At 81.0% G+C, this 2,215-nt stretch carries 1 protein-coding gene; it reads right to left on the bottom strand.

The annotated features are described in order from the left end of the window. Positions 1–28: 28 nt before the first annotated feature. On the bottom strand, positions 29–2,197 hold the full coding sequence (locus ACIQOV_RS38320; RefSeq protein ID WP_401055386.1) for an N-6 DNA methylase: 2,169 nt from the start codon (positions 2,195–2,197) through the stop codon (positions 29–31). Positions 2,198–2,215 lie beyond the last annotated feature (18 nt).

Here is a 2,215-nt window from a genome sequence, read left to right as displayed (position 1 = left end):
GGCCCGGCCCCGGTCCGCGGGGCGGGTGTCAGTCAGGCGGCGCCAGGGTGCCGGTCGCCAGGGCGTCGGTGGCGGCCTGGGCGAGGCTGCGGCCGAGGGCGGCGGCCCGGGCGAGGGCGGTGTCGAAGGCGGCGAGGCGGGCGAAGGCGGCGCCGAGGCGCTGCTGGGCGGGGAGCGGGAGGCGGGGCAGTTCGACCCGGCGGATGTCGAGCCGGGCGGTGGTGGTGGCGTGGCTGGCGGCGCGCCGGGTGCCGGCGGTGGAGCGGAACTGGCCGGCCAGGAACTCGGGGTCGAGGGCGGCCGGGTCGGGCCGCAGGAGGTGGAGCTGGCGGCCGAGGGCGGCGCCGACCAGCGGGCCCTCGGCGGGGACGACCCGGGCGGTGCCGCCGCCGAGGGCGGGGACCAGGACGTCGCCGGGGCGGGTGCGGACGTCCCCGGCCGGGCCGGGGCCGGCGGCCAGGACGGCGCTGGGCGCGGCGCCGGTGGCGAGGTCCTGGTCGGTGACGACGGGGGTGCCGCCCGAACCCGCCCCGGCCGGCCGGGTGGCGGCGCCGGTGCCGGAGGAGTGCACCTCCAGCGCGCCGCCGCGGACCAGCTCGCCGATGGCGACCACCCCGACGGGAGCCGTACCGGACGCCCCGCCGGACGCGGCACCGGACACGGCGCCGGGCCGCGGCAGCAGCGCGACCGGGTCGGGCAGGCCGGCCAGCAGCTCGGCCAGCCGGCCGCCGAGGTGGGAGAGTTCGGCCGCGCCGCCGAGCGGGGCGGCGGGCGGGACGTGCCGGGCCGGGGAGAGGTCGGTCTCGTCGTCGAGCAGGTCGATGGCGGCCATCGCCCGGTGGACGCCGGGACGGTCGGCGGGGACCGGCAGGCCCTCCCGCGCGGCGAGGTCGAAGCCGCGCCAGGCCCCCAGGACGGTGCGGCGCAGCTCGGTCCAGTCGACCTTGTCCCGGCCGCCCTCGGCGGCCTGCGCCCCGGCGGCCCCGCCCGGACCGGCGAGCGCCGCCCCGGCGTCGAGCATCAGCACCTGGCGGAAGTCGCCGCCCGGCCGGGGTGCGCGCAGCACCCACAGGTGCAGCGGGACGCCGTACGGCGGGGCGGCGCCGGCCGGCAGCGCGATGACGGCCCGCAGCGCGCCGGAGCGGAGCAGTTCGGCCCGGATGCGGCGGCCGGCCCGGCGGGCGGCGACGGTCGGCGGGAGCAGCAGGGCGGCGAGGCCGCCGGGGCGGGTGTGCGCCAGGCAGTGCAGCACCCAGGCGAGTTCGGACTCGCCGCGCGGCGGGACGAGCCCGCCGGGCCAGCGGGTGTCGAACTGCAGCTCGTCGTGGCCCCAGTCGCGCTCGTTGTACGGGGGCTGGCAGAGCACGGCCTCGAAGGTGTCGCCGGGGAAGCCGTCGGCGCGCAGGGCGTCGCCGGCCCGCAGGTCGAGCGGGAGCGGGCCGGGGTCGTCGGCAGGGGTGTGCAGGGCGATCCGGAGCCGGGCGAGGGCGGCGGTGACCGGGTCGGCGTCCTGGCCGTAGCGGCCGGTGGTCGGGGGGTGGGCGAGCAGGACGGAGCCGAGGCCGACGGCCGGGTCGAGCACGGTGGCGGGGACGCCGGCGACGGCCGCGAGCAGTTCGGCGGCCTCCGGCGGGGTGGGGCTGAGCTGCCGGGTGTTGGCCTCGGCGTACCGGATGAGCAGCTGCTCGTACGCGCCGACCGGGCCCGTCTGCGCGGCGAGTTCGGCGAGCAGCCGGGCGAGGTCCAGCTGGGTGCTGCCGAGCAGGCCCGGGAGGCCGAGGGTGCGGGCGCCGTCGGGGCCGAAGGCGTGCACGGCGGCGCCGGTGACGGCCCGGGGCAGCGCGAGGGCGAGCCGGGTGTCGGGCCGGTCGGCGAGCCCGGCCCACTGCGCGGGCTCGCGGTGCAGCAGTAGGAGCAGGGCGCCGGCCTCGACCAGCGGGGCGGCGGGGTGGCCGGCCGGGTCGCGGAGGGTGTCGACGAGCTGCCAGACCCGCTCCAGCAGCGGGAGTTCGGCGATCTTGCCCTGGGCGCGCAGCCAGGACTCGACCTCGGCGAGCGCGAAGGCCGGGCTGGCGTCGGTGCCGCCGACCGGGCGCGGGAAGTCGGGGTGGCGGCGGCGCCAGTTGCTGACCGCGGCCCGGCCGACGCCGGCCAGCCGGGCGATCTCGGCGGCGGTCACTTCGGGACGGTCCGGCACGGGGGCTCCTTCGGTGGG

It is taken from the genome of Kitasatospora sp. NPDC091257 (assembly GCF_044757675.1).
Lineage (GTDB): Bacteria > Actinomycetota > Actinomycetes > Streptomycetales > Streptomycetaceae > Kitasatospora > Kitasatospora lactacystinica.
Note: the sequence above shows the minus strand (reverse complement) of the source record. Positions and strands in the feature narration are given on the sequence as shown.